The 24,589-nt window shown below is 54.6% G+C and carries 29 protein-coding genes; 2 read left to right on the plus strand and 27 right to left on the minus strand.

Going from position 1 to position 24,589, the window contains the following annotated elements:
- Positions 1-35 precede the first annotated feature (35 nt).
- The 14 genes from fliQ to IFT84_RS02840 form a co-directional block, all read right to left on the minus strand.
- Complete coding sequence (gene fliQ, locus IFT84_RS02775) at positions 36-302, minus strand: flagellar biosynthesis protein FliQ (protein WP_192117100.1); 267 nt, start codon at positions 300-302, stop codon at positions 36-38.
- 12 nt (positions 303-314) lie between these two features.
- Positions 315-788 carry a flagellar hook assembly protein FlgD gene (locus IFT84_RS02780; RefSeq protein WP_192117101.1) on the minus strand — a complete coding sequence of 158 codons (474 nt, stop codon included), beginning with the start codon at positions 786-788 and terminating at the stop codon, positions 315-317.
- Positions 779-1,228 carry a flagellar biosynthesis repressor FlbT gene (gene flbT, locus IFT84_RS02785; RefSeq protein ID WP_192117102.1) on the minus strand — a complete coding sequence of 150 codons (450 nt, stop codon included), beginning with the start codon at positions 1,226-1,228 and terminating at the stop codon, positions 779-781. Before flbT ends, IFT84_RS02780 begins: the two co-directional genes overlap by 10 nt.
- Positions 1,225-1,572 carry a flagellar biosynthesis regulator FlaF gene (gene flaF, locus IFT84_RS02790; RefSeq protein WP_192117103.1) on the minus strand — a complete coding sequence of 116 codons (348 nt, stop codon included), beginning with the start codon at positions 1,570-1,572 and terminating at the stop codon, positions 1,225-1,227. Before flaF ends, flbT begins: the two co-directional genes overlap by 4 nt.
- Positions 1,573-1,608: 36 nt before the next feature.
- Positions 1,609-2,652, minus strand: a complete 1,044-nt coding sequence (locus IFT84_RS02795; protein ID WP_192117104.1) for a flagellar hook-associated family protein — start codon at positions 2,650-2,652, stop codon at positions 1,609-1,611.
- Positions 2,652-4,100 carry a flagellar hook-associated protein FlgK gene (gene flgK, locus IFT84_RS02800; RefSeq protein WP_192117105.1) on the minus strand — a complete coding sequence of 483 codons (1,449 nt, stop codon included), beginning with the start codon at positions 4,098-4,100 and terminating at the stop codon, positions 2,652-2,654. Before flgK ends, IFT84_RS02795 begins: the two co-directional genes overlap by 1 nt.
- Positions 4,101-4,124: 24 nt before the next feature.
- A complete protein-coding gene (locus IFT84_RS02805) occupies positions 4,125-5,357 on the minus strand; it encodes a flagellar hook protein FlgE (protein ID WP_192117106.1) in 1,233 nt (410 codons plus the stop codon).
- 153 nt (positions 5,358-5,510) lie between these two features.
- Entirely contained in the window at positions 5,511-6,182 is a 672-nt protein-coding gene (gene rem / locus IFT84_RS02810; RefSeq protein WP_192117107.1) for a transcriptional activator Rem, read from the minus strand.
- 241 nt (positions 6,183-6,423) lie between these two features.
- A complete protein-coding gene (locus IFT84_RS02815) occupies positions 6,424-6,966 on the minus strand; it encodes a transglycosylase SLT domain-containing protein (protein WP_192117108.1) in 543 nt (180 codons plus the stop codon).
- Positions 6,926-8,254: a flagellar hook-length control protein FliK gene (gene fliK, locus IFT84_RS02820; RefSeq protein WP_192117109.1), complete on the minus strand. Its 1,329-nt coding sequence runs from the start codon at positions 8,252-8,254 to the stop codon at positions 6,926-6,928. Before fliK ends, IFT84_RS02815 begins: the two co-directional genes overlap by 41 nt.
- Entirely contained in the window at positions 8,251-9,513 is a 1,263-nt protein-coding gene (locus IFT84_RS02825) for a chemotaxis protein (RefSeq protein WP_192117110.1), read from the minus strand. Before IFT84_RS02825 ends, fliK begins: the two co-directional genes overlap by 4 nt.
- A gap of 1 nt (position 9,514) precedes the next feature.
- Positions 9,515-10,693 (minus strand): flagellar motor protein MotB, encoded by a 1,179-nt coding sequence (locus IFT84_RS02830; RefSeq protein WP_192117111.1) that lies wholly within the window; start codon positions 10,691-10,693, stop codon positions 9,515-9,517.
- Complete coding sequence (locus IFT84_RS02835) at positions 10,690-11,334, minus strand: hypothetical protein (protein ID WP_192117112.1); 645 nt, start codon at positions 11,332-11,334, stop codon at positions 10,690-10,692. The genes IFT84_RS02830 and IFT84_RS02835 overlap by 4 nt, the downstream gene beginning before the upstream one ends.
- A 156-nt stretch (positions 11,335-11,490) precedes the next feature.
- Entirely contained in the window at positions 11,491-12,453 is a 963-nt protein-coding gene (locus tag IFT84_RS02840) for a flagellin N-terminal helical domain-containing protein (protein WP_192117113.1), read from the minus strand.
- Positions 12,454-12,720: 267 nt separating this feature from the next.
- Between IFT84_RS02840 and IFT84_RS02845 the strand changes: the two genes are divergently transcribed.
- Entirely contained in the window at positions 12,721-14,634 is a 1,914-nt protein-coding gene (locus IFT84_RS02845; RefSeq protein WP_192117114.1) for an O-linked N-acetylglucosamine transferase family protein, read from the plus strand.
- Between the two features lie 29 nt (positions 14,635-14,663).
- On the opposite strand, the gene fliP is transcribed toward IFT84_RS02845, so the two are convergent.
- From fliP to flgF, 13 genes are all read right to left on the minus strand, one after another.
- The gene (fliP, locus tag IFT84_RS02850) at positions 14,664-15,407 is read right to left on the minus strand and encodes a flagellar type III secretion system pore protein FliP (RefSeq protein ID WP_192117115.1); all 744 of its coding nucleotides are present in this window, start codon (positions 15,405-15,407) and stop codon (positions 14,664-14,666) included.
- Positions 15,404-15,940, minus strand: a complete 537-nt coding sequence (locus IFT84_RS02855; RefSeq protein WP_192117116.1) for a flagellar basal body-associated FliL family protein — start codon at positions 15,938-15,940, stop codon at positions 15,404-15,406. The genes fliP and IFT84_RS02855 overlap by 4 nt, the downstream gene beginning before the upstream one ends.
- Before the next feature lie 22 nt (positions 15,941-15,962).
- A complete protein-coding gene (flgH, locus tag IFT84_RS02860) occupies positions 15,963-16,673 on the minus strand; it encodes a flagellar basal body L-ring protein FlgH (RefSeq protein ID WP_192117117.1) in 711 nt (236 codons plus the stop codon).
- Positions 16,670-17,167, minus strand: a complete 498-nt coding sequence (locus tag IFT84_RS02865; protein WP_192117118.1) for a MotE family protein — start codon at positions 17,165-17,167, stop codon at positions 16,670-16,672. Before IFT84_RS02865 ends, flgH begins: the two co-directional genes overlap by 4 nt.
- On the minus strand, positions 17,164-18,273 hold the full coding sequence (locus IFT84_RS02870) for a flagellar basal body P-ring protein FlgI (protein WP_446737558.1): 1,110 nt from the start codon (positions 18,271-18,273) through the stop codon (positions 17,164-17,166). The genes IFT84_RS02865 and IFT84_RS02870 overlap by 4 nt, the downstream gene beginning before the upstream one ends.
- Complete coding sequence (gene flgA / locus IFT84_RS02875; RefSeq protein ID WP_192117120.1) at positions 18,273-18,743, minus strand: flagellar basal body P-ring formation chaperone FlgA; 471 nt, start codon at positions 18,741-18,743, stop codon at positions 18,273-18,275. The genes IFT84_RS02870 and flgA overlap by 1 nt, the downstream gene beginning before the upstream one ends.
- A 17-nt stretch (positions 18,744-18,760) precedes the next feature.
- On the minus strand, positions 18,761-19,549 hold the full coding sequence (gene flgG, locus IFT84_RS02880; RefSeq protein ID WP_192117121.1) for a flagellar basal-body rod protein FlgG: 789 nt from the start codon (positions 19,547-19,549) through the stop codon (positions 18,761-18,763).
- A gap of 11 nt (positions 19,550-19,560) precedes the next feature.
- Complete coding sequence (locus IFT84_RS02885) at positions 19,561-19,896, minus strand: flagellar hook-basal body complex protein FliE (protein ID WP_192117122.1); 336 nt, start codon at positions 19,894-19,896, stop codon at positions 19,561-19,563.
- Positions 19,893-20,312, minus strand: a complete 420-nt coding sequence (gene flgC / locus IFT84_RS02890) for a flagellar basal body rod protein FlgC (protein WP_192117123.1) — start codon at positions 20,310-20,312, stop codon at positions 19,893-19,895. Before flgC ends, IFT84_RS02885 begins: the two co-directional genes overlap by 4 nt.
- A 2-nt stretch (positions 20,313-20,314) precedes the next feature.
- Positions 20,315-20,704 (minus strand): flagellar basal body rod protein FlgB, encoded by a 390-nt coding sequence (gene flgB, locus IFT84_RS02895; RefSeq protein ID WP_192117124.1) that lies wholly within the window; start codon positions 20,702-20,704, stop codon positions 20,315-20,317.
- A 139-nt stretch (positions 20,705-20,843) separates the two neighbouring features.
- Positions 20,844-21,404 (minus strand): flagellar protein, encoded by a 561-nt coding sequence (locus IFT84_RS02900; protein WP_192117125.1) that lies wholly within the window; start codon positions 21,402-21,404, stop codon positions 20,844-20,846.
- Positions 21,405-21,409: 5 nt separating this feature from the next.
- Complete coding sequence (gene fliI / locus IFT84_RS02905) at positions 21,410-22,786, minus strand: flagellar protein export ATPase FliI (protein ID WP_192117574.1); 1,377 nt, start codon at positions 22,784-22,786, stop codon at positions 21,410-21,412.
- 21 nt (positions 22,787-22,807) lie between these two features.
- Positions 22,808-23,533 carry a flagellar basal-body rod protein FlgF gene (flgF, locus tag IFT84_RS02910; RefSeq protein WP_192117126.1) on the minus strand — a complete coding sequence of 242 codons (726 nt, stop codon included), beginning with the start codon at positions 23,531-23,533 and terminating at the stop codon, positions 22,808-22,810.
- A 183-nt stretch (positions 23,534-23,716) separates the two neighbouring features.
- On the opposite strand from flgF, the gene motA reads away from it, so the two are divergent.
- Positions 23,717-24,589: a flagellar motor stator protein MotA gene (motA, locus tag IFT84_RS02915; RefSeq protein WP_192117127.1), complete on the plus strand. Its 873-nt coding sequence runs from the start codon at positions 23,717-23,719 to the stop codon at positions 24,587-24,589.

Raw genomic sequence — 24,589 nt, forward strand, 5'->3', positions numbered from 1 at the left:
TTGCGCGAAAATGCTGCATGGCGATAAAATGAGGCTCAGAACCCGGATTGGATTCTGGAAAAGACAATATCTGTGAAGATGGAAATCTGTGACCCCACGAAGGGGGCGGAAATCGCAACCGTGACCATAACAGCCAATATCTTCGGCACGAAAGTCAGGGTCATTTCCTGAACCTGAGTCAGCGCCTGAATAAAGGCGATGACAACACCCACGATCATTGCAGCCAACACGGTTGGGCCAGAGGCCACGATGACAGTCCAGATTGCAGTCTGGACAATATCCAGCGCGTCAGCCTCGTTCATGGTTGAATGACCTTAAGATGGAGAACGTACCTTCGTGCCTGGCCCGACCAGCAATTCGTTACCGGTATCCAGAACGGCAATGATTCCATCTGAATATAGCTTGACCTCTTTTACGATACCAGTAACGGCACCGTCTGCTGACGAAACCTGCTTGCCAATCATCGCACTTGCTTCAGAAATTGCATTGCGGCTGAGAAGCAATTCCAGATTGGTATTTGTCTTAATCGTTTGCTCAACCTGCAACTCCAGATTTTTGTTGGTCTTGATCGTTTGCTCAACCTGCGAAAAGGAGGCCAGCTGCGCCAACTGTTGCGCCGCATCCATGGGCGCTGTCGGGTCCTGGTTTTTCATCTGCGCGACCAGCAACTGCAGAAAGCTTTCATAGTTGAGCGTCGCAGATTTTGCCGCCGTTGTCGAGGCTGTCGGAGCGACAGTTCCGGCGGTCTGTGTAACGGCCGTGGTGGCCGCTGCCGCGTCTACCGCCATGGTGCCATCTCCTTGCGAATTTCTTCGATGATTGCAGGCGTCATTTCCTGATTGTTGAGGATCGACTCCTCAATCGGATACAGTCCACGAATGGCCTTCAGCGCATCGAAGGCGCGGCCTTCGCTGACCATTCCATCAATTCGCTTGAGCTCCGCCAGCACTTCCTCATTGCGGAAGCAATTCAGCAGCATGATCACGGATTTGCGGAACATGGTTTGAGAGTGCTGCGCACCCTCGGGATTGATGAGGATCATCTGCGCAATGAAATACAACTGACGCAACGGCGTGGTTGCATCCTCCGGCTGGAGAACGTGGTTTTCCAACAGAAATGTTACGTCGTTCATGAACTCAAGGGCCACTTTCCGGTCCACCCGCAAAACCGCTCCGTTCACAAAAATTCGCTCACCGGACTTCAGCGATATACGCAAGGTGCTTTTCATTTCAGTCCGTCCCTGATGATGGTGGTAATATCGATAATGCCCTGAAAGTTGGTGGATTCGCGCCTGCGAATCTTTTCCGCCTCTTTCAAAATCCAGATTGCGATGGAAATCAGATTTGCCCGCAACTCGGTATCAAGTTGATTATCGGGCTCCTGCAGATCCTCTATAAAACGCACCCAGAGACGGCGCGTAAAATAAATCGCCTCGATTGCCTCGCGCGAATAGCCCTGTTTCTGGCTGGCCGCGCGCAGCAGATCTATGGAGCGGTCCAGAACCTGACGCTCGCGTTGCCGCGCATCCGCAACGTCGTCCTCCATAATTTCAGCGTAGGAAAACTGGTACATTCAGACATCCCTCATGTTGTCCGGTGCCCTCTGTCATCAGAGGTAATTCAGCAAGCTCAGCTTTTGCAGCATTGCCGTTAAAGTGTAGGAGGTATCAACCTGCGCTTTTAGCGTCTTGACGAGTGTTGACGCCTCGTAGGGGTCTACGCCCTCCAACGTTAGAAGGTGCGTTTTGTAGATTTTAACCTGGTTGTCGATGGATTTGTTGGCGGTTGTCAGCCGCTCCTGTGAGGTGCCGATAGTGCTGCCATCGGAGATCAAATCGGTAATGGAGGTGCTCATGTAGCCTTGAGCCGCCTTGTTCACCGTCCCGCGAACAGCGCCTGAAATATCCTTGTCAGCCATTTCATGCGCCAACAGCGCACCCAGAACATATCTGCGCATACCGTCGGAATTTGCATTGGTGGATGTCTGAACCACCTCTGTGGTGCTTATTCGACTCGACATGTTTGTGTCGGACGCGTTTGAAACAATATCAGCCCACTTGTTGCCCTCGCCGATAAACAGCTTCTCGACTTTGGTGATAAAGGTCGCCATTTCTCCAGAGGTTATGCTCTGATCGGTTTTGCCTTTGTCCGTGAATTCGACCTTGTAAAGGTCTTGGATTGCCTTTTTGGCATCCTCAATCGCGTTTTCCTTGATCGGCGGTGTACCCGTATTGATCCCGCCGAAAATAAATTCGTTCTGCGAATAGGAATTGACGCTACCTACGAATGACGACAGGGCCGATGCCATGCTCTTTTTCAAATTCGTAAGGTCTGTAGATGACTCGCTGGTTGCAAACACGATCAGATCTTTGCTGGCACCTGTTGCGTTCGTTTGCAGATTCGTCAACGCATCCTGCGTCGTTTTCATTTGAGACTCGGACAGCGCATTCGCGGTTTTGATTGCCGTCAACCGGTCCACATCGCGGTTGAGGTTCAGCGACTGCGAGGTCAATGCACCAAGCGCAAGCCCTACATCTGCATGACGGCCCGTTGCAGCCTCGGCGCTGGCTTTCAGCAGCCCGGCCTGTGCATCACGCACCGTCAAGCGCATGGAGTTTTGAATCGATACGTTCGAAACCAGCGACGTTCTCATTATCTCACCATACCCAAGAGCGCGTTCAACATCTCGTCTACAGCCTGCACCAGCTTTGCTGACGCCTTGTAGGACTGCTCCATTTCCATCAGAAGACTTAGCTCTTCTTCCATATTGACGCCGGTCTGGTTGCTCAGCGCCTGTGAAGTGCGTGCGACCATCGCGGATTTCGTGGTATCTGCGGCAGAGGCAGCTTTGCGATTCTGCTCCAGCCAACCGACGGACGCTGTGGAGTAAGCCAGGATACTTTCGCTCGTGGGCCCTTCAGCCTCAGCAGCAAATGGCACTTTTGCGTTTAGCGCCTGGCCCCACGCTTTTAACTGGTCGCTGTAGCCAGCAAACCCTTCTTTATTCTTAATATAATCTGAACCATTCACACCGCCGTCGCGGAGCAACATTGGCGTTGCGATGACTGCCCTGTTGACCTTGATGGAGGCTGCGGCGCCGTTAACCACCTCACCATTTGGTCGGATTGCGTCCTGCGACCACGAAAATAAACCCGCCCTAGGCGGCAACCCCGCCGTGGTTGTGGTTTCCGCGAAAGACGCCACAAGACTCCGCGCAATCTCATCCAACTGCTTCTGAAACACCGGAGCAATTTCATCGCGCAACTGCAGCAAGCCAGCCAATTTGCCTTGTCCCGTGGTGTTGGGACCAATACCGGCTGTTAATGGAACGCCATCGACCAGCACTGATTGGCCGACAATACCAGCCGGAAGGCTTGAGCTTGGTGTGAACGTAATTGCACGTGGCGCAGCCTCAAACAGGACCGAACCGTCATTGGTAAACAACACCATATCGTTTCCGGCGCGAGTGGCTGTCGAAACACCGACGATTTCCGCAATCTGCTTCAACACCCGATCTCGTTCGTCGAGCGCATCAAGAGGATCGCCACCCGTTGCCGTTTCCCTAACAATAGTGTTGTTTGCAGCCTCAAATTCGTGCAAAAGGGTATTCAGGTCTTCGACTGTGCTCGCGATCTCCTGATCGGCGTTCTGCCGAATTTCCTGTATACCGTTTGCTGTCACATTCAGCGAATTGGCCACATCTACTGAGCTGGCAACCGCGGCAGCAGCAACGGTGCTATCGCCGGGCTTCACGGCAAACGTTTGCAATGCGTCCTGAAATTTACCGAGATATGTTGACGGCGCCGTTTCGTGCTTCGTCGTGCTACCCAGCAGCGACTGTAGCTGGGTCAGCCCGGTCGTCAAGGCCGTCTGCGCACTGGAACGGGAAATGCTCTCAATATTCTGGCGGAAAATTGCATCGTCCTGCGCCCGCTGGATTTTAACAATATTGGCTCCGGCACTGCTCGTTCCGGTAACGGCAATACGGCGTGAATAATCCGTGTTGGCGGAATTGCGAATATTGTTAGAAATCACGGAAGTCTGCGTACCCGTATTATTGAATATGGATTGCGCAGTATTGATAGCGGACGCGAGCGACATGGCTTAACCTTTGACGGGGAGTGTTTAGCGCTTCAGATTGACGAGAACATCCATCAAATCCGCTCCGGTCTGAAAGACCTTGGAATTTGCGGTGTAGCTACGCTGTGACTCGATCATGATGGTCAGTTCAGACGCCATATCGACATTGGAGCCTTCAAGCGTTTTCGACAGAATTTTACCGTAGCTGCCGGAGTTGGCAAAGCTTGTCGTAATAACTCCAGATTCTGGACCCTGTTGGTACACATTCGCTGCTAACGGTGTCAGTTGGTCCGGGCTGGGCACATCTGCCAACGCAAGGCGATACGTTGGCACTGGCGATCCACGCTCATAAGTAATGAAAACGATACCGTCTTTATCAATTGAAAAGTCCACAGCTTTACTCGGAGGCTGACCATTCTGATCACCCTTGCTGGCGGTAAAGTCGCGGCTGTCTTGGGTTGTATTCGAAATATTGAGCTCCATCGCGCCCAATACCACGCCGCCTGCGACAACTTCTTTTGTCTTGATTACACCAGTAAAATTGCCTTTCTTTTCCAGCTTACCATTAGTATCGAATGTTAGTGTTAGTGGCGTTTCACCCTCTAACTTGGTTCCAGTTTTGCGATCAACAATCGACAAAGTCCACGTGTTTGCAGCTGGAGTTGCAGAGTTATCTTTTGTGTAAGTAAAGTCGAGAATTCGCGTATTGCCCTGACTATCATAAACAGAAAGAGAGCTTTTCTGTACGCTGCCCGGAACACCATTGGCTGGCAGATTGGGATCCATTACACCGGTGGTGGTCGGGATAATTCTAGCTGCGAGACCACCGACGTTGATTTTTTCCATTCCATCGAAGCTGTTAACAACCATGGTTGGCTCAGCACCGGCTACATATTTATAGCCCATCAAGGCGAAGCCGCCGGAATTGATTAACTCTCCAGCACCGTTTTTCGTAAATGCTCCCGCGCGTGTCAAAAAATTGCCGCCGTTGACATCGGACACAATAAAAAAGCCGTTTCCATCAATAGCAAGGTCGGAGTTTGACGAGGTATTGACCGGCACCCCCGATTCCGACACCGCGTAACGCACGCTGGTCGTCACGCCACCGGAATTGTAGGTGCCACCGCCCGATGGCAAGATCATCGACGAGAACTCGGTCGAAGCCCGCTTGTACCCCGTGGTACTCGCATTCGCGATGTTATCGGCAACCGTGCCCAGACGGTTGGCCTGTGCGTTCATGCCCGATACGCCGGTTCTCATCGTGCCGTAGAGACTCATGTCGATTCCTCGTTGTCCGTTCCTTCGTCCTTTACGGTTTGGGCCTTGCGTGAACCTGTTGGGCGAGATCATTGAAAACGTAACCATAAAAAAACCTCCGAACACTTGGATAGTGATCGGAGGCGTTATATTATACTTGGGAGTATAGAATCTTTAGTTCCAGTCGATGCAATATCCAAGGAAACGCTTGGAATCAATCGGGTCAAAACTGAGTCTTTTACGGAGCTTCTTCCTCAGCTTGCTGATATGGCTTTCGACCACGTTTTCTTCGACGTCCTCGTCGAAAATACCATAAATCGCATTGAAAATTTGTGATTTTGAGACCCGGCGACCGCGATTGGCGACGAGATACTCCAGAATGCGGCGTTCGCGACGCGGAAGCGCAAAAATTTCGCCATTGATTTCGGGGTCGCGACCATCGGAGAACACGCGGATCTGGCCGATGTCAGTATAATTCGTGAGGGCTCTCAACCGACGGCGAATAGCTGCGGCGCGCGCGAGAATTTCACGCGGGTGAACCGGCTTACGCACGACATCATCCACCCCGCAATCAAAGAAGGCGAGCGTTGTTTCCAGAGAATGCGAGTCGCTGACAGCAATGACCGGCGCCATGGAGCGATCACGAATGGCACGCGGAAGGTTCAGCGCCATATCACCCTGCCCGATTAGAAATGCTTCAACAGCATCAATATCCGTATCGGCGGCGGTGCTGACCCACTCTCCAAATTCTTTCGGATCGAACCCAGTGGAGGGCACACCTTCGCGTCCGAACAGAGAGGTGTAACCATTTTTTACGAGCTCGCGCTCGTCAACCACTACGATCATGTGACCGGCTCCGAATCAATATCTGCAATATTTGTTAGGCAAGAAATACGCAGCCGCTAATTTATGAACAACTCTAGGAATTAAATGGCAGGAACTCACAGTTGATGCGGTTGGAGGTGCTGATTTGATCAATATCTAGTAGGTCGTTAACCATAACCATCTAAATTGTGGTGGAAAAAGTTAATGCTTTAATAACGCCTCTTGTGAATCAAAAATTCATTCAGGAGCTTTCTCGAAGCTTCTAACGGCAGAACTGGAGAGCATTTGTCGTCCACTGCCCGTAACCGGTTGCGACAAGATTTGCGATGACACGGCAAACGTATTTTTTCTGCGCCGGATCGTTGTTCGGACCGGCATGATACCGCGCCACGGCCATCGTCCAGCTTTCATGCCGCCTGCGGAGATCGGCGAGAAATTTGGCCGCATACTCAACATTCTGACGCGGGTTCAACATGGCTTCAGGTGATGCAAACTGCTGGCTGTGAAAGTAGTAGTTGATCTGCATACAGCCAAGGTCGATCAGTTTGGCTCCCTGTGCAACAGCGCCGTAGAAGTGTTGAACGGCCTCCTGCTGAGTTGCAGCGAATACCGGTTTTCCCTCGATATTCAGTGCAAATGGACTCAAAGACCCCTTCCGACCGGTTTCCGTAAGTCCAACGGAGTATAAAATTCCTTCTGGAATACTATACTTGGAAGCTGCAGCCTGTATTTCACGCTCACAGGCGCCGGAATTGGCAAATGCGCTAGAGGTAGACGCCGCCGCGGACACTATTGTCGACGCCATAATCAACAGCCGGATCGAGCCTGGAATCTTCCCGCGTATGACGATCGTCTCGGCTGGAAGACTGAGGATTGCCTTGTTGCTGCTGGCTCTGCGCAAAGCTTCCCTGCTGTCCCTGCCGCGACTGTTGTCCAGACTGATTATCCGTTTGAACCGTTGCAATATCCGAAGACACCAGCCGCACGTTGATTTGATCAATTTCGAAGCCCTGTGCTTGAAGTGTCTTGATGATAGCCGACTGATCATCACTCAGTTGGCGGAAGGCTGCACCTGTTTCGACGCGTAGGTCCACGCTCAACGCCTCGCCCGACAATCGCAGCGTTGCAACAACAGAGCCCAGTTCAACAGGCGTCAGCTGCAGCTTCAACGTGTTGACGACTTTGCTGGTCGCATCGTCCAGCACAACCAGCGATGATTGCCCGGTTTGGACAAGAGCCGTTTCCTTTGCCAATGCGGAAGAAATCAGCGCCACATTGTTGGTGGCCGGCAGGCCAAGATATCGGCGGGAGTCCAGCACGGTCACTGTCTCTACCTTCTCGCCCGTGACAGCCGTTGTGTCCTTGCGCGCACCCTCAGCAAGCGCAGAGATTGCCACGTTTACCGATGCTCCCTTGCCATCAGCCCGGGCGAAGCGAAAGGTTTTGTCCGGCTCGGTCGGCATCGGCGCATCGGTGTCGGAGCCTTCGGTAATTTGGGTTGCTGGCGGTGACACCGTAGAAGCCGCTGATTTGCGATCAGCTATATCTGAACGGCCTGTTGCCAACGACTTTGGTAGAGTTTCGACCACCAGAGGCATGAGTTGCGGTTGCGGCGACACACTGCTGACCGCAACGGTATCCGGGGTAGATGCTTGAACGGGTGGAGGTGTCGGTGCTGTCTGCAGCAACTCCAGCATATCATCAACAGAACGCTTGCTGTCTGTGGCGTCAGATAATTGGCTTCGTTTTGTCTCCGGCTTGGCAGGGACTTCATTCACACGAACGTCTTGATTGAAGCTGGGCTCCACAGTGTTGTCCGTCTTGGACAACGTTGTTTCCGGCACAGTATTTTTGTCTGCAGCATCAATCCGGTGTTTCGCATCGGTGGATGGCATCACATCCGCAAACCTCAAGAATTTATTATCCGAATTTTCGTTCCCCGGCTTGGGCAACTCCGGTTTTTCCAGGCTTTTGAACACGCTGTCGAAGTCGCCGCCATTGCCACCAGTATCGTCTTGAGACTGGCCGATCACGCCTTTGTCTGGAGAGCGCAGACTGGGAGCAAGCACAGGGTTTGAATCGACAAACGTCATTTTTGTTCTTTCTTCAACAGCGCATCAATGTCGTCCAGCCGACTTTTGCCTTGGCCAACGAAACGATCAAACTCAGGATCAGTCACCATCGTCTCACCCTTGCTTACCGCGGGCGTGGCTTGAGGCATTTCATTATCTACTGCTACATCAATTTTTGGTTGCAGAACCGCTTTAAGATCTGCGCCTTGTGTCAAGCTGTCGGCCATGGGCTTGCGCAACACTTCCTGTGCCACGGCTCGTGCCGCCTCCCGCAATGCCTGATCACGCTGGGACAGCATCGTCGGTGCAATTGAGTCAATGCGCTGTATGGATGAAACAATGTCACCAAAGGGGACGCCCACAAGCCCGGAATAGAGCTCTGCCAGGGTCCGCGCGCGCGCGGAAGTATCGTCAGACAGCGCCATTGCCTGTTCAGACGCTGTTTTCGCCAGATCGTGCCGCCCCATGATCGCAGCGCGGCGCGCAATGCGCAGATAAATTTCGCGCCGTCGCGGTACATCGACGAAAGACAAAATTTCCATGACTTTCGCGCGTGCGGTGCTATCCAGATCCTTGACTGCAATTGCCACGAAAGCATCAGCAAACTGCCCCGCATAGGGTGAGGTGAGGAAGCGGCGCGCATAGGCCGAAGCGTAGTTCAAGCCGCGCGCGTGCATGTCCTCGGTTTGCGATGCAACGATGATGGAGCGCCTGAGGGCAGATTCTTCAATCAGGGTTCCGGGCGCGGTCAGCCGTGCCCAATCATAGAACTCCAAGGCTGCAATCGCGCTTTTCTGCGCCGTTGCGTTGCCGGCAACGAGCGCAAGATACGGCGCCAGGACGGACTGGCGATATTCTGGAAACAGGTCTGTGAGGGTTTTTCCCGCCGTTACACCGCGGCCATTCAAATAGCGGCGCAGCGCATCGGTTATGCGGCTGTCAAAATTGCCGTCAATATCGTTTTCCGCTAGTTTATCCAACGTAGCCGGGTTACCACCGCTCATTGCGTAGATCATTGCCGCATCGACATTGCGCTGATCCCTGAATACCTCCCGGCTGACGGATTTCAACCGCTGGTCGAGGGCATTCAAAAGGAAGGTCTGCATTTCAGCGGCCGAATGGTCACCTAAAATCACTGAATCCTGCACATATTGCAAGGAGCGAAGCATCTGCCAAGGCTCAAGCTCCTGGGGCACCTTCTGCTCGGCCCAAACACCCGCAGACGGCCACAAAGCCAGCAGCGCTGTGGAGAGCAGGAGCTTTCGGGCCAGTTGCAGCATGTCACTTTTGCTCCGCTTGCAGCAGGATTTCTATGCGTCTGTTGGCCGGTGCCAGCGGGTCGGTTGGCACTTGCAGCCGGCGGTCTGCAAACCCGCTGACCTGCGTAATGCGATTTTCATTCAGGCCGCCCCGCACCAGCATATAGTAAGCGCTCTGCGCCCGGTCAGTCGAAAGCCTCCAATTGTCCGCCTCGCCCGCTTTGAAGGGGCGCGCATCGGTATGGCCTCGGATCAGCACCGACCCGTTTCGCTCAGCCAACACCTTGGCGATTTTTTCCATGGCAATCACCAGATCGCGCTTGGGCAATGCGGAGCCGATGTCAAACATCGGCGTATCCACCTGCTCGCTGACACTCACCAGCAGTCCGCCTTCGGAAGGTTTGACCACCACGCCTTCCGGCATGCGTCCGGCCTCTGCGCCTAGCGCTTTGGCAATCTCTGCCTGTAGATCGGCAGCATTTTTTTCGGCCTGCTCCGCTTCGACCTCCACCGGCGGTTTGGCTTGCGCCGCGTCCTTAAGATCATCCTTCAAGGCCTTATCCTCGGAAGGAAGGACCGTATCGGGCAAGTCTTCCGACGTCGTTGCATCCGGGCGGGCCTGCGCGACGCTTACCTGTTTGGTCCAGAAATCGGGATCAAAGGGGTCGCGATACGCCTCCCCGCCAGACGCGCCGGTTGACGGGCCGGAGAGCGCGGCACCTCCCTCGCCTTTCTTGCTGATGTTGGCTTGCAGGCCGGTGTCCTGAGCAATTTCCGCCAGCACGGCATAGGGATTGTCGAAGAAGTCGGCCTCGGAATAGGTCGTTTCCTCGCCCGAAGTTGCGGCGAGATCATCACCCTTTTTGGCTTCGCCGCCGGACTTGAACTGCTTGCCATCCGTCTTGGATTTGTCGTTAAGTTGTTCGCCCTTGGCTTCTTCAACCGGCTTTTTCAGGCCCCGTTCGGAGGGCTTGGCATCGGTCAACTTCATGGGGTTAAAGTAGGATGCGACCGAGGCTTTTGTTTCCTCATTGGCAGCGTTGACCAGCCACATGACAAGAAAAAACGCCATCATCGCCGTCATGAAATCGGCATAGGCAATCTTCCACGCGCCGCCGTGATGGCCGTCATGGTTGCCATTGTGCCGTTTGATGATGATGATTTCGTTCTTGCCGTGGTGGTGGCCTTCGTTGTCGCTCATGCGAGAGCCTTCTCCAGCGTTTCAGCCCACGCGGCCAGCCGCGTTACCATGATCGTATCACCAAATTCCACGGATACATCAGCATCATCTGTTTCAACATGACGAAACGCAAGATTGCCGGTGGCAAGTTTGGTTTTGAGCGCGTCAAACAGGCTTTTGGGTCCGCTAATGGTGATGGTCACGATCTCACCCGCTTCCAGCCCTTGCTGCACGGTGGCGGCCAAGTCAGCCAAGGTTTTTTCCACCAGAACTCCATCCAGCACCGGCAACAGCGCCCGTGCGGTCTGGTCGCTAACGGCAGTCACGATCATTTTGGATGCTTCGTTGAACCGCTCGAAAATCATTGCAGCGATGTCCTGCTCGCAGGTTGCGCGCAGGGCTTCCATCTCCAGCGCGTGGGCGGCTTTGAGATCAGCGATGTGCTGAGCGTGCTGCGCATCCAACTCCGCGATTGCCGCCTCACGCCCGCGCGAAAAAGCCGTGGCGCGTTCCAGATCGATATCGATTCGCGGCTGCACGGGGGGGGCGTCCCGCGTGGATATGTCGGTGTCGAAATCGGCAAAAAACTTTGGCGATGGCGACGAGAAGGATGCGCGGGGGGCGCTGAAATCCTTGAGATATCGGGAAATAGGAGCGGTCATCATGGCTCTCCGCGCCATTTGAGACATGGCGGCATTGCTAACTGGATAATGAGACCTACGGTTTTAATCTTGCGCGAGGGTGAAGATGCCCGCGCCACAGACGGCATAAAAAAGCCGCGCAAAATGCGCGGCTTAAAAGTGTGAAACCAAATAGGCTTAGCGGAAGAGCTGCAGAATGCTTTCCGAGGACGAATTCGCAATTGTCAGGGCCTGAATACCAAGCTGCTGCTGTGTTTGCAGAGCCTTCAAGCGTGTCGACTCTTCATTCATATCGGCGTCAACCAGACGACCAATGCCCTTGTCGATCGAATCACCAAGCTTGCTGACGAATTCGCTCTGCATCGTGACACGTGCACTAATAGCACCGAGGTTGGCAGCAGCCTTGATCAGCTTTTCTTCTTGTGTGTTAACGTGTTGTGTCATTGCTGTCATCTCAGCAAAAGTCGTAGCTGACGTAATGACTAGATCAATGATACCCTTAACAGCAGGAGTTACGGGAGAAGTACCTGCATCTTTACCTTCGTACAGAATACCTTTGTCAGCCTGAGTTGTGCTAGCGGTGTTACCAGCCAACAGACTGTCTTTATCAAGCGCATAGTCAATGGTCTGTACGGTGATGTTATTGCTTGCATCACGTGTAAAGCCACCAACCAAATTCTGTGTGCCTTTAGGGGCAGAACCAGCAGCGGTAGACGTGCTACCAAGATTAGCATCTTGTAAAAGATTTACACCATTGAAAGATGTTGAAGAAACAATACTCTTCAGTTGGTCCTGAAGCGTCTTGATTTCCTTCATCACCTTGTCTTTATCAACGCCACCTTCAGTAGCGGCCTGCAGCTTTGCTTTAATTGTTTTTACGACGTCGACGGCAGCTTCCATACCGGTCACAGCAGTTTCAAGCTTTGCAGCAGACAGGCCCAATGCGTCCTCAACAGTAGAAAGCGCTTTGTTATCGGAGCGCATGCTAGTTGCAATCGACCAATACGCAGCGTTATCAGACGCAGTGCCAACTTTCTTGCCTGAGGAAATGCGCGATTGCGTGGTTTCCATATCAGAGTTGATCGACTTCAATGTCGAGAGTGCAGCCATTGCGGATGAGTTAGTGAGAATGCTTGTCATAAGGGCGTCCCTTTGAATGTTCGTAGGTGGGACATGCCGGACTAAAACCGGCCAGTATAGTCGGCATCATGCCACGCTTCACATTCTGAAGCAGTCTATCAGGTAGTGGACTTAAAGCATATAATTATTAACAAGTCATTAACAAATTGGATATTTTTATCGCATGCTCAGTGCAAGCTTCGTCGTTTAACCACAAGAGCTAGAAGGATCGCACTTAATGACCATAGTGCTTCTGACGACGTTGCCGCAACAATCAAAGAGCAATCCGTGAAAAATCCCAGCTTCCTCAGCGCAGAACTGCAGTACAAAAAAAAGAAATATAATGAAGCGTTGATCATTCTCAACGACCTTATCACCCATGCACCGAATGCCAAGACATACGCCCTGCTGGGGGATGTTCTGAAAGCTATGGGAATGGTGTCTGAGGCCGCCGAGTCTTATAGGCTTGCAGCAGAACAGACCGAACCCGCAAACGCGATTTATTTGCAGCGCGCCCTGACCCTTTACAAGGAACTGGAACGGGATGATGATGCGTTACTGACAGCGTTGCGTATTTACAATGCAAACCCGACACATCTGGATGCTGCATTTACGCTATGTTTTATCTACACAAAACGCGGTGAATATGAGCTGGCACGTGTCTTTGCGCCCGCTCTTTCCGGCAGCACCCAGCCTCAGCACTTCAACCTCGCCTATGTAACGCTCGGTTGGCACGTTACCAATTCGTTTGAAAAACAATCCGTTGCGAACATGTTCAGGAAGTTTCCGGACAATCCGATCTTTCGGATGATGTATCTGCATTTCTTACATGCGGACTGTGACTTTGATAAATCAATCATGCTTGTACAGGCATTCAACAAAAATTCGTCCAAAGCTAAACAAGATATAATTGCCTACGACAACCCGTTCCATAGCATAAATTGGTGTCCTGATGAAGAACTCGTGAAATACTCCGGTCAACTTTCCTTTCTTACACAAGAATGGCACCGTTACAATCGGAGAAACCAGAAGCATGTATGGTCGGACAAGTTACGCATTGGCTATTTGTCGAGTGATTTTTATAGTTCTCATGCAACAATGAAACTTGTTAGTGATATATTTGAAACGCACGACAACACTCGTTTCGATATTACTTACTTTTGCCATACCGACAGCAAAGAACTTGCTGTCTCCAGTTTTTCATTGAATAATTGTGGAAATGTTATTCGTGTGAAAGATATGTCAGACAATGAAGTAGCTGATGCAATTCAAGCAGCGCAGATCGATATATTAGTCGACTTAAAAGGGCACACCAGCGGTTCTCGTTCTTCGATTCTTAATTTACCTTGCGCACCTATCCACGTCTCTTGGCTCGGATTTCCAGGAACTACGGTCAATATTGATTTGGATTACATTATAGGGGACAAGTATGTTTTGCCAGACGGTGCCCAACCCCACTACTGGGAGCGTTTTTGCCGACTACCGGAAAGCTACCAGCCTAACTCCCCACGGCGAAGGCCATTGCCGCCACCGGAAACCCGTTCAAAAGTGGGGTTACCGGATGACAAATTTGTGTTTGTGTCTTTTAACGCAGGGCGCAAAATTAGCGGGACTGTACTGGACAGTTGGATCAACATTCTCAAACGTACGCCTGACAGCGTGTTGTGGTTAATGGTTGCATCAGAAAATCAACAAAAAAATATTGCCAAACGAATAAAGCGTTCTGGGATAGCACTTGATCGCATTAAATTTACTGTCGCTGCTAAGTACGCGTATCATATGGCGCGTCTGCAGGCCGCTGATCTTGCACTGGACACTTATCCATATAATGGACATACGACAACATCGGAAAAACTATGGGCAGGCCTGCCTGTTTTATGTGTAAAGGGAAGCCATTTTGCTTCGCGGGTTAGCGAGAGCCTGTTAAACGCGATTGGTTTAGAAGGGCTAGTTGCAGAAGATTTTCAAGCGTATGAGGATCGGGCTGTCGAACTCTACGAAAATCCTGATCAAATTAAAGCCTACAAGGAACAGTTGGTTCAAAACCGTTTCATCAAACCGCTTTTTGATGCTGAGCGATTTACCAGACATCTGGAAACCGCCTATGAAATGATGGCTGACAGAGCACGAAGGGGTCTTGAGCCTGCCCTTATTGATGTGCCAGCACTTCCGCCCCGAACTGAACCGTTTATGACGCGATAGAAAAAACCCGGTCAAACCGGGCTTTTCTCCTACATAAACGAGCGCACCAGACTGCCAACCAGCAGGTTCCACCCATCAATCAATACGAAAAACAGGATTTTGAACGGCAGCGAGATGGCCGTTGGCGGCAGCATCATCATGCCCATGGCCATGGTGATGGTGGCGACCACGAGATCGATGACCAGAAAGGGCAGCAGAATCAGGAAGCCGATTTCGAAGCCGCGGCGGATTTCGGAAATCATGAAGGCGGGCACCACCACGCGCAGGTCGGGGCGGCCATCGGTGACCACTGTCTGGCCGCGTTCCTCGGCGATATCCACGAACAACTGCACGTCCTTGGGCCGGGTGTTGGCAACCATGAAGGTGCGGAACGGCTCGGTGATGCGGGTGACGGCTTCGGCTTCGGTGATCTGGTTTTGCAGGAGGGGATCGACGCCCTCTTTCCATGCCTTATCGAATGTGGGTGCCATGACGTAGAAGGTCATGAACAGCGCCAGGCTGACCATGATCATATTGGACGGCGTGGTCGCCAGACCCATGCCGGAGCGCAGGATGGCAAAGGCAATCACAAAGCGCGGGAAGCTCGTGACCATAATGAGAATGCCCGGCGCAATGGACAGCACCGTGAGCAGACCGAAGGTGCGAATGATCCACGCGGCGGCGGAGCCTTCAATAGGGGTATTGAGCAGATTGCCGGGCAGTTGCAATGCTTGCGCGCTGGCTATGCCGGTCATGGCCATCGTGGCCACCACAAAAAGAAAAAATCGAATCATTCGATCACAAATGTCCTGAACATGATGTCCGTTACGCGGCCTTCTGAGCGAAGGTCTACCCGCTCTTTAATGTCTTCTTTCAGATACTGAAACCCGCGTGGGCCCTGTAGCTGTTGCAGGGATACCGTGCGCATATAGGCGACGATATCCTGATGGATGCTTTCGGTAACAGCCAGATCAGGCTTGCCGTTGAACAGCAGCGATACATCCATCCGCACCCAGTTTTCTGCCGGATAGGCCAGATTGGTGGTGATGGAGGGAAGCGCGACCACGCCGTTCAGCTCGGTGGATAAGCGGGTTAATCCGTCTTCTGAAACCTCGGCCGTCTCCGTGGGTGCCGTGCCTTCAGCGTTTTGCGCGCCCTCCGTGGCTGGGGTCTCTTTCTTGGCGACAGGAACCTCCTGCGGGCGCATCAAGCTGCCGACAACCCAGCCGCCGCCACCAGCCACCGCTGACAGCAACACGATGATGGCCAGCGTTACGATCAGCGATGGTTTTTTAGATGCGGCGGTGTCTGCGCCAAGTTCTTCCATGGTATCCCCTTGGTGTCCGTGATCAGATTGGCGAGAACAGATCCATGGCCTGCTGACCGATCGGTGGCTGCTGCACCTCGGTCAAGCGGCCACGACCGCCATAGGAAATGCGGGCTTCGGCAATCTTGTCATAGGAGATCATGTTGCGGGCATCCACGTCCTGCGGGCGCACAATGCCAGCGACGTTGAGAATGCGGATTTCATGATTGACACGGACTTCCTGTGACCCGCTGATCAGCAGATTGCCGTTTTCCAACACGCCTGTTACCACGCCCGCCACCAGCAGGCGCAGCTTTTCAGCGCGCTCGGTTGTGCCTTCGCCCTTGGTCTCGGTGTTAGAGCCGTATTTCAGGCCACCGTCCCAGCCAAAACTTCCGCCTGTTGACGTACCATTGGCACCGATATTGTACCCGCTGCTATTTTTGCGCTTGCGGTCGGTCTTGTTATCAAAGGAGGCCTGATCGTTGATGCGGATATCCACCGTCAGAATATCACCAACATTCAAGGCGCGCGCGTCCTTGAACAAGGCTGCGCGCTGGTCGTTCCACAGCGAGTAACCGCTGGCAATCTGATGCGGCTGCTTGGGATACATCGCCATTTGCGGCGTTTGCGCGTATTGCAGACCGCTGCCGATGGGGCTCATGGCCGGTGCGCGGCCAAGTTCGCGGATAGCCTGATTGGCGCAGCCCGACAGCAGCGCACCGGCCATCATGATGGACAGAAAATGTTTCATGATGGGTCCTTCGATGTATTGGGGTCACCCGCGCTGGAAATAATACTGGCGAGAGCCGCTGCGCGATCCGGCTTCATTTCGCTGAGGATAACGCTGGAAAGCCGGGGCGAAAGCTGCATGACGATAGCTGCTGCGACTTCTTCTTTCACCAGCGCCAATTGGCCGGCTGCGGCATCGGGCGGCATGTTCTTGTAGATATCCACCAGTCCCGCTTCGGCGCGCTTGAGAAACTCATCGCGGCGTTTCAGCCACTCCTCGTATTCGGCACGGCGCTTTTCAAGCGTTGCGATGCGCTCATCAATGCTGACGCGCAGATCATCCAGTTCTTTCTTCTGGAGAAGATAGCGCTGGTCGCGCGCAGCATCGGCAATATTGGTGCAGAAGGTGCGGATTTCGTCGTCGCTTGCCGTGGTGGCAGGCGTTTGCGCAAACGCGCCGGGAACACCCAGCAGCGCGACGATGAGGGCTGGATATAAATGATTGGTTTTTTTCATTGCAGCACCAGTTCTGCCTGAAGCGCGCCCGCAGATTTGATTCCCTGCAGGATGGAGATAATACCGTCCGGCTTCACGCCAATGCTGTTGAGACCGGCAACGAGCGAACGCAGATTGGAGCCATTGAGAATAGCCACCTGTCCGCCTTCCACTTGTGCCTGTATCTGCGTGTTCGGCTCGGCGGCGGTCACACCATCGGAAAAGGGTGCTGGCTGCACAATGGTGGGAGTTTCACTGACCTGCACGGTCAACGTGCCATAGCTGACGGCCACTTCGGAAATCTGAACATCCTGCCCGATGACGATGGTGCCGGTGCGCTCATTGATGACGACACGGGCGGGCACGTCGGTTTTGATGGTCAGGTTTTCAATGTCCGCCATCAGGCGGGTGAGGTCCGCCATTTTGGGCTTGGAGATTTCGACCGTCTGCGAATCACGGGCCTCGGCAATCGGTCCGCCGAACTTCTGGCGCGCAAAGGTGTTGATGGCATCGGCCATGCCAATGGCGGTGGAAAAATCCGGGTTGCGCAATTGCAGCACGAGGTCGATTGCGTCCTTGAATCTGGAGGGCAATTCACGCTCGATGATCGCACCATTCGGCACCCGGCCTGCTGTGGTGATACCCTGCTGGAGCGCTGCCGCATCGCCTTCGGCATTGAAACCGGTAACGACAACAGACCCCTGAGCCACCGCGTAAATTTGCCCATCAGCGCCTGTCAGCGAGGTCATGACCAGTGTGCCACCGCGCAGGGAGGTGGAATCACCAAGCGAACCAACGGTGACATCCACCCGGCTTCCGGGGCTGGCAAAGGGCGGCAGCGTTGCCGTTACCAGCACCGCAGCAATGTTCTTGGACCGGGATTCGCCGCCCTGCGTGGAGATGCCGAGGTTTTGCAGCATGGCGCGCAGGGATTGCTCGGTAAAGGGAGACGAGCGAAGACCATCGCCGGTGCCTTGCAGGCCAACCACGAGACCGTAGCCGATCAACTGATTATCCCGCCCGGCCTGTAGCGATGCGACATCCTTGATGCGCGCGGCAGATACGGGCGTGACCGCGCTGGTCCACGCAATCAGGCCAGAAAGCACGATCAGTGCAAGACGCCGCATCATTTGGCCACCACGTGAATTGTGCCATCCGCCATAACCGTGCCGGAGACGATAACGCCGGTATCGGTATTGCGAACGCGAATAAGGTCGCCGATGGCGGCATCCTGCAACGGCGAACCGGCGGCGGTGATGGTCATGGGGCCCTTGGAAAACACCAGCCGAACCGAGGAGCCGCGTGTCACGGCAAACTTTTCTCGCAGGGCGGAGGCCATGATGACGCGACCGGCCAGCAGGGTTCGCTTGGTCACCAGCCCATCGATTTCATCAATGGAACTGACATAGCCTTTGACGAGATTGGGATTGGTCACCTCAACCATTTCCAGCCGGGCGCGGCTGATTTCCTCGCCTGGGTAGATCGTTTGCGTCGGAACAACGGCCATGCGCGGTTGCTGCGCTAACACAGGCGCGGCAACGGACAGGCACACCGCAACCGCAAGGCGTCCCATATGTGATTTCAGGCGAAACATCATGTTTGCCGTCCTTCCCCTTATCTTAGGTTCTTGCTCACCGTGGACGCCATTTCATCGGCGGCCTGAATGACCTTGGAGTTCATTTCATAGGCGCGCTGGGCGGAAATCATATCGGTGATTTCCTTGACGGGATCGACGTTGGATGCCTCAAGATAACGCTGCATGATGTAGGCATAACCGACTTCGTCCGGCGGACCGACAACAGGCGCGCCCGATGCCGCCGTTTCGCGGAACAGGTTGTCGCCGAGCGGCTCAAGACCCGCCTCGTTGACAAAGTTGGCAATGGTCAACTGACCAAGTTCTGTCTGCTCCGCAGCGCCATCAATGTTGGCAAACACCTGACCAGACCGCGTAACCGTAATGTTGCTCGCGTTCTGCGGAATGATGATTGCCGGCACAACGTTGTAACCATCAATGGTCACAAGCTGGCCCTGATCGTTCTTGTTAAACGCACCCGAGCGGCTATAAAGCGTCGTGCCATCGGCTGCTTCGATCTGAAACCAGCCCCGGCCCTGCAGCATCATATCCAGCGTGTTACCGGTTTGCACCGGCTGGCCCTGAATGTGCAGATTGCGTACGGCGGATGTCTGCACACCAAGACCAATGGTCACGCCTTCCGGCACAATGGCCTGATTGGCCCGGTTGGGAACGCCCTGCGCCCGATCTGTCTGATAGAGCAGATCGGTAAACTGCGCACGCGCCCGCTTATAGCCGGTGGTGTTGATGTTGGCGATGTTGTTGGCAATGACTTCAAGATTTGTCTGCTGGGCATTCATGCCGGTCGCAGCAATGGAGAGAGCTTTCACGGGGTCGGTCCTTAAATTTGCATGCGCACGATTTCGAGGTAGGCCGAAACCACCTTGTCGCGGATGGCCGTTACTGTGTGGAGCGACTGCTCGGCGCTCATCATGGCATCCACCACCTCCCGGGTGTTGGCGGTGCCGCGAATGCCTTCGAATGACTTTGTTTCGGCAGCTTTCAGCGCATCGGTCGCGTCAGTTGCCATATTGGCCATGACGTCCGCAAAGCTTGGGCCCTGTGTTGCGCTGGACTGCACCGAGGCGCCAATGCCCATGCCACCGCCGATGGCGTTCGGGCCTTCGAGCGGGCTGGTCAGATTCAGGCCACCAAGGCCCTTGATTGCGTCGATCATTGGGAAGCTCTCAGAAGGTCGATGGTCCCGGAAATCAGTTCGCGGGATTGACGAATGGTTTGGAGGTTGGCGTCGTAGGAGCGGTTGGCTTCGCGCATATCGGCCATTTCCACCAGCACGTTGACATTGGGCATTTTCACCATGCCCTTGTCATCGGCAGCGGGGTTGCCGGGATCGTACTCGGTCGCAAAACCGGAATCATCGGTTCCAAGCTTCTTGACCTGAACCGTGTTGACACCAAGTGCGCGGTCCAGCTCGGACGCGAAGCTCACGGTCTTGCGGCGATACGGGTCTGCACCGGCGGTATCACCGGTGGAGCGGGAGTTGGCGAGGTTTTCCGAAACAATCCGAAGCCGAGTCGATTGCGCCTCAAGTCCGGAGGCAGAAATTTTGAGTGCAGCTAAAAGCGGGTCCATCTTTACTTTCTCACTGTCATCAACATCATGCGGTGGAAGGATTTGATCAGCCCGTTGGCAAGCTCCGCCTCGCGCTTGATCTGCCCGGATTTCATCAACTCCTCGGCAAGGCCGACGCTGTTGCCGGATTCCTGCACGCCGATCGATTTGGTCAAGGCGGCTTCACGTGTGCCGATATTGTCTGCAGACGATCCGGTATCGGTAAAATGGGCTGCATGGGTTGCGGCCATCTTTACGCCGGTCTGCTCCAGCACCGCCGAAAACGGCGTTACATCCTTGGCGCGGTAACCCACCGTGTTGGCATTGGCAATGTTGCCCGCCACCACCGACTGGCGGACAGAAAGCCATTCGGCCTGTCTTGAGGCCAGTTCGAAAAGTTGTATCGGCTGCATCCACGACTCCACACTTAATAAATCGTTAAGTAATCCTCCAATCTTGCGTGGGACTGGTCTGGATTTCACGGGGGTAGCGCCAAATGCAAAAAGCCTGCGGGCATGGCTCCGTAGGCTGATATGATAGCCAGATTAAGCTTTATCGGCGTTCGATAACGTCGCCGTTGGAGGTGATCAGCACCCAGTTGCCCGCCCGCTGTTCCAGCGTTGCCAAGCGGCTGTTGTCGGGCAAGACGGAGCCAACCTGCACCAGATACATGCCATAGCCATCCTCCACCAACGCTCTGCCATTGGCTGCATGCATAAGCCGGAAGGGCCGGTTTTGCGCGGGTGTCGGTTCCGGCATCGCAGCGGCGGGGCGCAACGCTTGCTTGGTCAGCCCCGGCACAGCCGATGTGGTCAGGGGATCGGGTGTCAACGGGTCTCTGGCGGGCTGCCCGCTATTGGTCATGGCAAGCGGCGAAATGCTGACCACCGGCTGGGAGGACAGGGACGACAGATCACGGGTTTCGCCCCGCCAGAGGGTGGGCAGGGAAAACTGGTCCTGATTGAAAAACACATACCACGGGAAAAACGTTGCAAGCACGGCAAGCAGCACGCCGATAAGCGCCAGAAGCTGGTCAACGACCAGAACGTTGGCATTCAGACCCGCATCGGATGGCGAGACAATTTCATCCGCCTCGAAATCAGAAACACTCATCGTGCCTATCTCCCCATGCCCGCCGCAGTTTTCAGCGCTGTTGCCAAGTCCGTAAACGCATCAAAGGCGGGTTCTTCGGCAGGCGTCTGCCGCAGAACATCATATATAACGGGTACCTGTTTAATTGCCATATCCAAATCCGGATCGCTCCCCGCGCGATATCCGCCAATCAGCCGCAGATCGCGGGTTTCCTCATAGCGATGGATCAGTGCTTTCAACCGCGCGACCAGCTTTTCCTGCTCCGGCGTCCACGCCTTGCGGGCAAGACGCGAGATGGAGGCCAGCGGATTGACAGGCGGATAGCGCCCCTCCTCCGCCAGACTGCGATCCATGACAATATGCCCGTCCAGAATACCGCGGGTGGAATCGGCAATAGGATCGTTATGATTGTCGCCATCGACCAGAATGGAGATGATTGCCGTGATCGTGCCCGCATCGTCCGCGCCCGGTCCGGCACGCTCCAGCAGGCGCGGCAGTTCTGTAAACACGGAAGCCGGATAGCCGCGCGCGATGGGCGGCTCGCCCGATGCGGTTGCAACCTCGCGAATAGCATGGGCAAAGCGCGTGACGCTATCAACGATCAGCAGCACGTTATCGCCCTGATCGCGGTAATGCTCGGCAATGGTGATGGCCGTCAACGGGGCCATTTTGCGAAGCATCGGGCTTTCATCGCTGGTTGCGACAACTGCCACGGATTTCGCCAGATTGTCGCCCAGCGTATCCTCGATAAACTCGCGAACTTCACGCCCGCGCTCCCCCACCAGTGCAATCACCACCTTGTCGAACGCATTGGCACGGGCAATCATCGACAGCAGCGTGGATTTCCCAACGCCGGAACCGGCGAAGATACCCAGTCGCTGGCCAAGGCACAGCGGCGAAAACAGATCGATGGCGCGCACGCCGGTTTTAAAACCGGTTTCCACCCGCTGACGCGTCATGGATGGCGGCGCAGTGTTGGCGATGGAGCGCGGGTGCGCGCCTTGCAAAACGGGCCCCAGATTATCGATGGGATGGCCAAGCGCGTTGATCGTGCGACCGCACCAGTCGTCGGTCGGCGCAACACGGAACGCCCCCACGCGAATGACCGTATCGCCGATGCCAATGGGGTCACCCGGCTCGATGGGGCAAACGACGATTGTCTCCTGCTCCACCCGCACAACCTCGCCTAGATGCAGGCTTCCGCCGCTTTTGTGCGCGACGAAATCACCCAGCCGGACATGGCGCGACAGGCCCTTGACCGTGTAGTTGCCAGCAGCAATCATCTGTACCTTGCCACCGGGGGCAAGCGTGTTGTCTGCTTTTGAATAATGCTCAACAAGCCCAGCCAGGGCTGCCAGCGATGGTGACGCCGCCGGTGGATCAAGTGGCTTCAGGCGGTCCATTCTGGCATCGATCATAGCGGCTTACTTCGCCCCGCCAAGGGTTTTGATGGCTTCGTTGAAGGAACTTTCTCCATCGCGCATCAGCGAGTTCATGCTTTCAAATGCGCGGGTAACAGTAATAAGCTGGGTCATCTCGGCAATGGGGTTGACGTTCGATTCTTCCGTATAACCCTGCACCAGCCCGGCATCGATACGGTCTACCACTGGCTGTGCGGGCAACGCGGGAATAACACCGCTGTTCGACACACGGGTAAACCCTTTGGACATATCGGCTTCGAACAGGCCGATGGCTCCCACCTGCTGGCCGTTCTGGTAGAGAACGCCATCGCTGCTGGCGGTTGGTGCTCCCGCGGCCCCGTTCAGCTGGATCGGCGCGCCGCCGGCGTCCAGAACCGGATAGCCATTGATGGTAACCAGATCACCGGCTTCCGTCAGGGTAAAGCGCCCGTCGCGCGTCAAGGCCTGGCCCGATGGTGTTTCGATGGAAAACCACGCATCGCCCTTAACGGCAAAATCCAGCATGTTGCCGGTGTGCTTCATGCCGCCATTGCGGGTGGAGATATACTCTTTTCCCTGCGAGACAAACGATACATCTGCGGTCTGTGTGTCTGCCACCACTTGATTGAACTTGACTTCAGTGGCGCGAAAACCGGTGGTCGTGGCATTGGCAATGTTGTCGGCCAGCGTGTTCATGCGCCGCTCAAGGGCCATATGGGCTGAAATTCCGACATAAATCCCGGTTTGCATAACGCGCAGTCCCTCAAAACGATGGGCGCACCACAGCGCACCCCACTGCTGCCAATCTGACCCCAATGCCTTGCGCGAACCTGTCTTTGGATGTGGCTCAAAACATCCGGCCTCAAACAGCCCCGCGCAAGGCTGATCTCCTAATCAGAGTATCCAAAATAAAGACTCGGGCCGTGGACACCAATGAATATTCTGATCGGACTTCTCGTAACGTTTGGCTGCATTCTTGGCGGATACATGGCCATGGGTGGCCATTTGCAGGTGCTTTTCCAGCCGTTCGAGCTATTGATCATCGGCGGAGCCGGCATTGGCGGCTTTATCATGGCCAACACGATGAAGGTCGTGAAGGATGCCGGTAAAGCCATCATGGAAGCCTTCAAGCACACCGTGCCGAAGGAGCGCCATTACCTCGATACGCTGGGGGTGCTGTATGCGCTGATGCGCGACCTGCGCACGAAATCGCGCAACGAGATCGAAAGCCACATCGACAACCCATCGGAATCCGCCATCTTTCAGGCAGCGCCGACGGTTCTCAGCAATCAGGAGCTGACCTCGTTCATCTGTGATTACGTACGGCTGATCATCATCGGCAATGCCCGCTCGCATGAGATCGAGGCGCTGATGGATGAGGAAATCAACACGATCACTCATGACAAAATGAAATCCTACCACGCCCTGATGGCCATGGGGGACGCATTTCCAGCCATCGGCATCGTTGCGGCGGTTCTGGGGGTTATCAAGGCCATGGCGGCCATTTCCGAATCGCCAGAGGTACTGGGCGGGCTGATCGCTGCGGCCCTTGTTGGTACGCTTCTGGGTGTGTTCCTGTCCTACTCCATCGTCAACCCGCTGATTGCCAATATCAAAGCCGTGCGCGACAAGCAGAACCGTCTGTACATCATCGTCAAACAGACCTTGATTGCCTACATGAACGGTTCCGTCCCGCAGGTGGCGCTGGAATACGGCCGCAAGACCATTTCTGCCTATGAGCGTCCATCAATTGACGCCGTAGAGCAGGAAATGATGAACCCCGGCGGCGACAAGAAGGCGGCCTGA

The sequence above is a fragment of the Rhizobium sp. CFBP 8762 genome (assembly GCF_014841565.1).
GTDB lineage: Bacteria > Pseudomonadota > Alphaproteobacteria > Rhizobiales > Rhizobiaceae > CFBP-8762.

Bases quoted from the DNA above. Each gene is read 5' to 3' on its own strand.
- fliQ (WP_192117100.1), bottom strand. From the start codon at position 302: ATGAACGAGGCTGACGCGCTGGATATTGTCCAGACTGCAATCTGGACT.
- IFT84_RS02780 (WP_192117101.1), bottom strand. From the start codon at position 788: ATGGCGGTAGACGCGGCAGCGGCCACCACGGCCGTTACACAGACCGCC.
- flbT (WP_192117102.1), bottom strand. From the start codon at position 1,228: ATGAAAAGCACCTTGCGTATATCGCTGAAGTCCGGTGAGCGAATTTTT.
- flaF (WP_192117103.1), bottom strand. From the start codon at position 1,572: ATGTACCAGTTTTCCTACGCTGAAATTATGGAGGACGACGTTGCGGAT.
- IFT84_RS02795 (WP_192117104.1), bottom strand. From the start codon at position 2,652: ATGAGAACGTCGCTGGTTTCGAACGTATCGATTCAAAACTCCATGCGC.
- flgK (WP_192117105.1), bottom strand. From the start codon at position 4,100: ATGTCGCTCGCGTCCGCTATCAATACTGCGCAATCCATATTCAATAAT.
- IFT84_RS02805 (WP_192117106.1), bottom strand. From the start codon at position 5,357: ATGAGTCTCTACGGCACGATGAGAACCGGCGTATCGGGCATGAACGCA.
- rem (WP_192117107.1), bottom strand. From the start codon at position 6,182: ATGATCGTAGTGGTTGACGAGCGCGAGCTCGTAAAAAATGGTTACACC.
- IFT84_RS02815 (WP_192117108.1), bottom strand. From the start codon at position 6,966: ATGGCGTCGACAATAGTGTCCGCGGCGGCGTCTACCTCTAGCGCATTT.
- fliK (WP_192117109.1), bottom strand. From the start codon at position 8,254: ATGACGTTTGTCGATTCAAACCCTGTGCTTGCTCCCAGTCTGCGCTCT.
- IFT84_RS02825 (WP_192117110.1), bottom strand. From the start codon at position 9,513: ATGCTGCAACTGGCCCGAAAGCTCCTGCTCTCCACAGCGCTGCTGGCT.
- IFT84_RS02830 (WP_192117111.1), bottom strand. From the start codon at position 10,693: ATGAGCGACAACGAAGGCCACCACCACGGCAAGAACGAAATCATCATC.
- IFT84_RS02835 (WP_192117112.1), bottom strand. From the start codon at position 11,334: ATGACCGCTCCTATTTCCCGATATCTCAAGGATTTCAGCGCCCCCCGC.
- IFT84_RS02840 (WP_192117113.1), bottom strand. From the start codon at position 12,453: ATGACAAGCATTCTCACTAACTCATCCGCAATGGCTGCACTCTCGACA.
- fliP (WP_192117115.1), bottom strand. From the start codon at position 15,407: ATGATTCGATTTTTTCTTTTTGTGGTGGCCACGATGGCCATGACCGGC.
- IFT84_RS02855 (WP_192117116.1), bottom strand. From the start codon at position 15,940: ATGGAAGAACTTGGCGCAGACACCGCCGCATCTAAAAAACCATCGCTG.
- flgH (WP_192117117.1), bottom strand. From the start codon at position 16,673: ATGAAACATTTTCTGTCCATCATGATGGCCGGTGCGCTGCTGTCGGGC.
- IFT84_RS02865 (WP_192117118.1), bottom strand. From the start codon at position 17,167: ATGAAAAAAACCAATCATTTATATCCAGCCCTCATCGTCGCGCTGCTG.
- IFT84_RS02870 (WP_446737558.1), bottom strand. From the start codon at position 18,273: ATGCGGCGTCTTGCACTGATCGTGCTTTCTGGCCTGATTGCGTGGACC.
- flgA (WP_192117120.1), bottom strand. From the start codon at position 18,743: ATGATGTTTCGCCTGAAATCACATATGGGACGCCTTGCGGTTGCGGTG.
- IFT84_RS02885 (WP_192117122.1), bottom strand. From the start codon at position 19,896: ATGATCGACGCAATCAAGGGCCTTGGTGGCCTGAATCTGACCAGCCCG.
- flgC (WP_192117123.1), bottom strand. From the start codon at position 20,312: ATGGACCCGCTTTTAGCTGCACTCAAAATTTCTGCCTCCGGACTTGAG.
- flgB (WP_192117124.1), bottom strand. From the start codon at position 20,704: ATGCAGCCGATACAACTTTTCGAACTGGCCTCAAGACAGGCCGAATGG.
- IFT84_RS02900 (WP_192117125.1), bottom strand. From the start codon at position 21,404: ATGAGTGTTTCTGATTTCGAGGCGGATGAAATTGTCTCGCCATCCGAT.
- fliI (WP_192117574.1), bottom strand. From the start codon at position 22,786: ATGGACCGCCTGAAGCCACTTGATCCACCGGCGGCGTCACCATCGCTG.
- flgF (WP_192117126.1), bottom strand. From the start codon at position 23,533: ATGCAAACCGGGATTTATGTCGGAATTTCAGCCCATATGGCCCTTGAG.
- motA (WP_192117127.1), top strand. From the start codon at position 23,717: ATGAATATTCTGATCGGACTTCTCGTAACGTTTGGCTGCATTCTTGGC.